We start from the raw sequence: 5,445 nt of genomic DNA, 5'->3' as shown, positions 1-5,445 counted from the left end.
GATTGGCGCAGCGGGCCAAAGATAAAGGTAATGGCCAACCAGATCAGCGCCAAGCTGAGCACCGGTTGCAGCACCCGTTGCCAGAATTGCAGACGGAAGTTGTCATCGCTCAGTTGTTGGGCCGACAGATAGTTGGAATATTCAAAGAGCTTGAAGACCGACAACTTGGCGTCCGGTGAGGTCAATAACCAGAGCAAATCCGGCGTGAGATTGGTATCCCACGGTTCACTCTGGCCGCTAAATTCGTTCTGCCACGCAGCGCCACTCTGATTGGTATAGCGAGCCAAGCCGTTAAACTGCCAGTCACCCGCATCGGTTAGGCTAATGGCATCGAAGCTGTCGTAGATCATCGCATCGGTCAGCGTGTCGTACTTCACCGAGAAACCGGCTGCGACACTGCCATCCTTCTTAACGGCCTTGAAGAAGTAGTAGGTGTCCTGATCCCGATGCCACACACCGTATTGAGTTGAGCCCTGTGCCGCGGCCACGTTGCGCAGTTCATAGCCCTGTTGATCGAGCTTGGGCACCAGACTCTCGCCGATGCCAAAGGCGAGAATAAGCCAGACGATGGGGCCATAGAGGGTGCGCGCGATAATCTTACCCTTCGATAGACCGGTCGATTCGATGATTACCAACTCTCGGTGATCGGCCATGGTACCGAAGGCAAACAGCACCCCAATCAAACAGATGTAAGGAAAAAAGGCATAGAGTCGGCCGGGCGTGGTGAGGGTGATAAACCAAAAGGCCTGTTGCGCCTGATAGGCGCCATCGAGGCGATAATTCAATTCATTGAGCAGGGCCATTACATAGTCGATCAGCCCGATGGCCACCAGGGTGACGAAGATCGCCATAAACATCGACTTAAAAATATATTTACTGAGGATCATCGGGTTCTCCTCAAGCGAAAGGTCAATTGGGGCCAGAGGATAATAAGACCCGCCAAGGCCAAAAACAGCAGATGCACCCACCACATGGCGGTAAAGTAGGGCGCCTGACTGCGATAGACCGGCCGAATCGATCCGCTCAACATCACGGTATAAACCGAATAGGCAATGATGGCCGGTAACACCATGGTAAAGCGCCCTTGCCGAGGTTTGGTACGCGCAAATGCTAAACCCAGGATGGCCAGCACTAGGGCGATCAGCGGAAACAACAATCTATAGATCAACTCGGTGATATTCCAGCGGGTGTCCTGAGCCAGAAGCTCTGCATTGGTCATCAGATGCGCCTTATTGGGTTTGCCTTGCGGCTGAGGCGAGGAGATTTGTATCGATTGGCTCTCAAAGGTCGATCTGCTGCTATTGCTATTATCGTTTCCGTTTCCGTTTCCGTTCTCTTTATTGCTGCCGCTGCCGGGTACGCCAATAAATTGGATGCCCTGATTGAAGCGAAAATACCGCGCCTTATCGTCTTGGTTTTGGATCAGGGTTGCCGAGTTCGACCAGATAAACTGCATGCGTGCCGGGTCACCGAAGAATAAGCCGCTTAGGTCACCCTGATCGGACTGGCCTTCGACATAGAGAATTTTACCGTTCTTATCGATGTCATTAAATTCGCCGGTCTGGATTAGATCGTAGGAGGTTTGGGCCGCCAAAATGCGCCACATCTCATCGGCCTTGGACGAACTGAGGGGCGCCAACCAGAGCATAATGGCCCACAGGATTAGGGTTGTTACCGCTGCCGGCACCAGTACCCCTATATAGAGCACTCTATTAGGAACACCGGAGGAGATCATCGCGGTGATTTCATTTTCGCTGTAGAGCTTGCCGATGCCGAGAATCACGCCCAAATAGAGACCGAGCGGTAAGACTTCAGCCAGATAGGCCGGCATATTCAACAAGAGCACGGTAAACACTTCCGAGCCAATGCCATTTTCGACGGCTCGTTCAAGCAAGCGGATAAAGCGGGTGGTGCTGAATAGCGCCAGAGCCACGGCCGTGACAGCCAGGGTCGGCAGGGCAATGGCCTTGGCCAGGTAGCGATACAGTATAAACATAGAGTCTGGCGTTGAAACCTAAGGTGATAAGAGGCGATTTTAGCGGCCTATTGGGCAGATTCATAGTGCTCAGGCGTTAAGGGAGCCGGGTTAGGGTTGCCTAGGTCCGCGCCGTACCCTAAGATCCTCCCTCTAAAATCCGCTGTAAGAGAGCTTTATGACAATATTGGTAACGGGTGCCGCGGGTTTTATTGGTAATGAGTTGGCCCTTCATCTGCTATCAATGGGAAGCCAGGTCGTCGGGATAGATAATCTGAATGACTATTATGATGTTCAACTAAAGCAAGATCGGCTTGCTCGTTTGGCTTCATTCGAGAACTTCACCTTTGTTAAGATGGGTATTGAAGATCGGACCGCGGTAACGGCCCTGGCCGACAAATACCATTTTGAGGTAATTTATCATCTAGCCGCTCAGGCCGGTGTGCGCTACTCGATTGAAAACCCCGCCACCTACATCGACTCCAATCTGGTGGGTTTTGCCAATATTTTAGAATTGGCACGCCAGCATGAGGTTGAACATCTGATTTACGCGTCATCGAGCTCTGTTTATGGCGAGAATGAAACCCAGCCCTTTTCCGAACATCACGCAGTGGATCACCCGGTATCGCTCTATGCCGCGACAAAAAAAGCCAACGAAGTGATGGCGCACTCTTATAGCCACCTTTACGGCATACCCACTACCGGCTTGCGTTTCTTCACGGTGTATGGGCCTTGGGGACGTCCCGATATGGCGCCGTTTTTGTTTTCCCGCGCTATTTTGCAGGGCACCCCGATTAAGATATTTAATCATGGCAATATGGAACGCGATTTTACCTATATAGACGACATAGTTCAGGGAATAGTTGCCGCCGCGGGTGCGATCCCGGTGCGTTCGGTTAAGCCGACCAAGCTGTCACCTGCCAACAGTGGCGCACCTTACCAGGTGCTGAATATCGGCAATTCACAACCGGTTAGGTTGATGGACTTTATAGCTGCATTGGAAAAGGCATCTGGCATGGAGGCGGAAAAAATTTATATGGATATGCAGGCCGGTGATGTTCCGTCGACCTATGCCGACGTCAGTCTCATTCAAGAAAAGACAGACTATAGGCCGACAACGGATATTCAAACCGGTGTCAACGAAGTGGTGAAATGGTATCGACAATATTACAAAATATAACCTAGGGCCCATCAGCCTAATTAGGATGCTCAGTTGGAAAAACTAATGTTCTTTGCGGCCACCCAATTGCATCGTCGCTATTTTAGCAAAATAGCGGCCCAGGAACCCAGCATGAGTGTCTGTTGGTTCAAGTCGGTCAAAAACGCTTGGCCGCTAATGAAGTACGATAAACGCCTGTTAGGTATCGTACAGCAGGCTAGCCGCAAGACTGACAACAGCCGGGGACGAGCCCTACCGGCCGGAGCCGCGCAGCTATACCGCTGGGCCTTGCTACTGAAGTCCATGTGGCTCTATAACAGTTACTATCGTTTCCTATCCCGCGAGGATGTGGCCCATTCAGTTGTCTGGAATGGCCTAAAACACCGCCAACAACTCTGGTGTTTGTGCTGTGAGGAATTGGGCATCAAACTACGCTATATGGAAAACGGACTGTTGCCTGGCCATACCACTCTCGATGTTCGAGGGGTTAATTATGGTAATTCTTTATCGAGAGATCCCAGCTTTTATCGGGATTACAGGGTCACCCATTCAGGCAACCAGCCAGACCCCAAAGCGATTCAGTCTCCCACGCGCCCAGATAAGCTGCCAGAACGCTTCGTATTGGTGCCATTTCAGGTCAACGGCGACAGCCAGATAGTCTGTTATTCTCCATGGGTTAAGAATATGGGCCATTTGGCAGAAATTCTGCTCGCAGCCCAGCCAGCCTTTAAAGCAGCTGGTTTGCAATTGGTGGTAAAGCCGCATCCCAAATGCAGCACACCCAATGCTAACGTGCTCCAGCTGCTTCAGGAGCAGGGTGTGACTGTTATCACCGATATTGACTCAAAAACCTTGGTCGCCCACTCGCAAGCCGTTTTAACCATCAATTCAACCGTTGGTATTGAAGCCCTGGCCGCGGGAAAGAAGCTAATAGTTGTGGGCCAAGCCTTTTATCGCATGCCGGGTATGACCCTTGGCGCCGACAACCTCGACGAACTGAATAGGGCGATTGGCCAATTGACCGACTGGACCCCGGATGCAGACGCCATTAGCGGGTTGTTTGCCTATTTAAGACAAGAATACCAAATTACCGGTGATTGGCGAGCCGCCGAACCGGCTCATATCCAAGGCATCATAAAGCGATTGCACCGATTCAATGGAGAAACACCATGGCAGTAAAACCCAATAAGGTGGCGATGGTGTTACTCGTCAAGAATGAGATCGACATTATTGACCTAAATCTGCGCTTTCATCGCGCCAAAGGCATTAACCAGTTTATCGTTATGGACAACGGTTCTACCGACGGTACCTTGGACTATCTGCGCGATCAGGCGGAACGGTCCGATTTAGTTGTGATCGACAACCCGGATTCCAGCTATCAACAGTCAAAATGGATGACCGCCATGGCTCGCCAGGCGCGGGATGTATTCGGGGTGAGCCATGTAATACCCAATGACGCCGATGAATTTTGGTGGCCGAAGGACGGCCTGTCTATCCCAGAAGTACTAAGCGAGGATGCGACGGTACAGACGGTACAGCGCTATAATCGCCTACTGACCCGCGAGATGGAAAGTGCTCAATTACCGTTCTATCAAGCCGAATATTTTGTCAAATCTCCGATTCTGTATAGTGGTGAGTCTCAAATTAATGACCCCAGTTGCTCGATGCAGCTGGTAAAGATCAGCCCCAAGGTAATTGTTCAGCCTAGGCTATTGTGGAAAATTAAGGGTGGCAACCACCGAGCCAGGCATCTCAAGTTCTGGTCAAAATACAACAATAGCGATTTGCAGGTGCACCATTTCCCTTACCGAACTTATAGCCAATTTGAAACCAATATAGCCGGCAGAGCTGAGAAATTGGGCCGCCCAAAGGTTAAAATGGGACCCCATATCAAGCGTTGGGTGCCGATGTATAACAATGGCACCTTGGAGCAGGAATATAATCATCTGTTGATTAGCGATGCACAACGAACGGTGTTAAGTGAAATAGGGGTTATAGGTCAGGAGAAGGGGCTGCCTGCATTCTTGGCAGATCTAATGGAGCCTAAGCCTTAATCCCAAGAGTAGCCGAACTTGCCAGCGAATCATGCTGGCTTAAGCCGATGGCATGATCAAAAAGCAACCGAAAGCCCTTTTAACGCCAACTTAAGGGCTACACCAGGCCCTATTCGAATCAACTTATCAATTCCAACGCTAACGCAGCCAACTTTGCCATTTGAACCCACACACCAACCCTATATACTGGTGTCCTAATGAACTGTGCTTTGCCCCGTTGAGGCGTTAAACCTCAAACATCGTTAACAAGGATAGAA

5 protein-coding genes are annotated in these 5,445 nt (G+C 50.7%); 3 read left to right on the top strand and 2 right to left on the bottom strand.

What is annotated here, in order from left to right; translation table 11 throughout:
- Both AC4FIC_RS14885 and lptF read right to left on the bottom strand, forming a co-directional pair.
- Positions 1 to 887, bottom strand: an 887-nt coding sequence (locus AC4FIC_RS14885; RefSeq protein WP_490359440.1) for an LptF/LptG family permease, incomplete at its 3' end; no start/stop codon positions are given.
- Complete coding sequence (gene lptF / locus AC4FIC_RS14880) at positions 884 to 1,996, bottom strand: LPS export ABC transporter permease LptF (protein ID WP_490359439.1); 1,113 nt, start codon at positions 1,994 to 1,996, stop codon at positions 884 to 886. The genes AC4FIC_RS14885 and lptF, both read right to left, overlap by 4 nt.
- Positions 1,997 to 2,153: 157 nt before the next feature.
- Between lptF and AC4FIC_RS14875 the strand changes: the two genes are divergently transcribed.
- Genes AC4FIC_RS14875 through AC4FIC_RS14865 form a run of 3 tightly spaced genes read left to right on the top strand, consistent with a single transcriptional unit; the run spans position 2,154 to position 5,188 of the window.
- Positions 2,154 to 3,155, top strand: a complete 1,002-nt coding sequence (locus AC4FIC_RS14875; RefSeq protein ID WP_273284466.1) for an NAD-dependent epimerase — start codon at positions 2,154 to 2,156, stop codon at positions 3,153 to 3,155.
- Between the two features lie 33 nt (positions 3,156 to 3,188).
- Entirely contained in the window at positions 3,189 to 4,313 is a 1,125-nt protein-coding gene (locus AC4FIC_RS14870) for a capsular polysaccharide export protein, LipB/KpsS family (protein WP_490359438.1), read from the top strand.
- A complete protein-coding gene (locus AC4FIC_RS14865) occupies positions 4,304 to 5,188 on the top strand; it encodes a glycosyltransferase family 2 protein (RefSeq protein WP_474334607.1) in 885 nt (294 codons plus the stop codon). Before AC4FIC_RS14870 ends, AC4FIC_RS14865 begins: the two co-directional genes overlap by 10 nt.
- Positions 5,189 to 5,445: the final 257 nt, after the last annotated feature.

The organism is Reinekea sp., from assembly GCF_982785585.1.
This window is presented reverse-complemented; position numbering and strand designations above follow the sequence as displayed.

Coding starts and splice junctions, on each gene's coding strand:
- lptF (WP_490359439.1), bottom strand. CDS start 1,996: ATGTTTATACTGTATCGCTACCTGGCCAAGGCCATTGCCCTGCCGACC.
- AC4FIC_RS14875 (WP_273284466.1), top strand. CDS start 2,154: ATGACAATATTGGTAACGGGTGCCGCGGGTTTTATTGGTAATGAGTTG.
- AC4FIC_RS14865 (WP_474334607.1), top strand. CDS start 4,304: ATGGCAGTAAAACCCAATAAGGTGGCGATGGTGTTACTCGTCAAGAAT.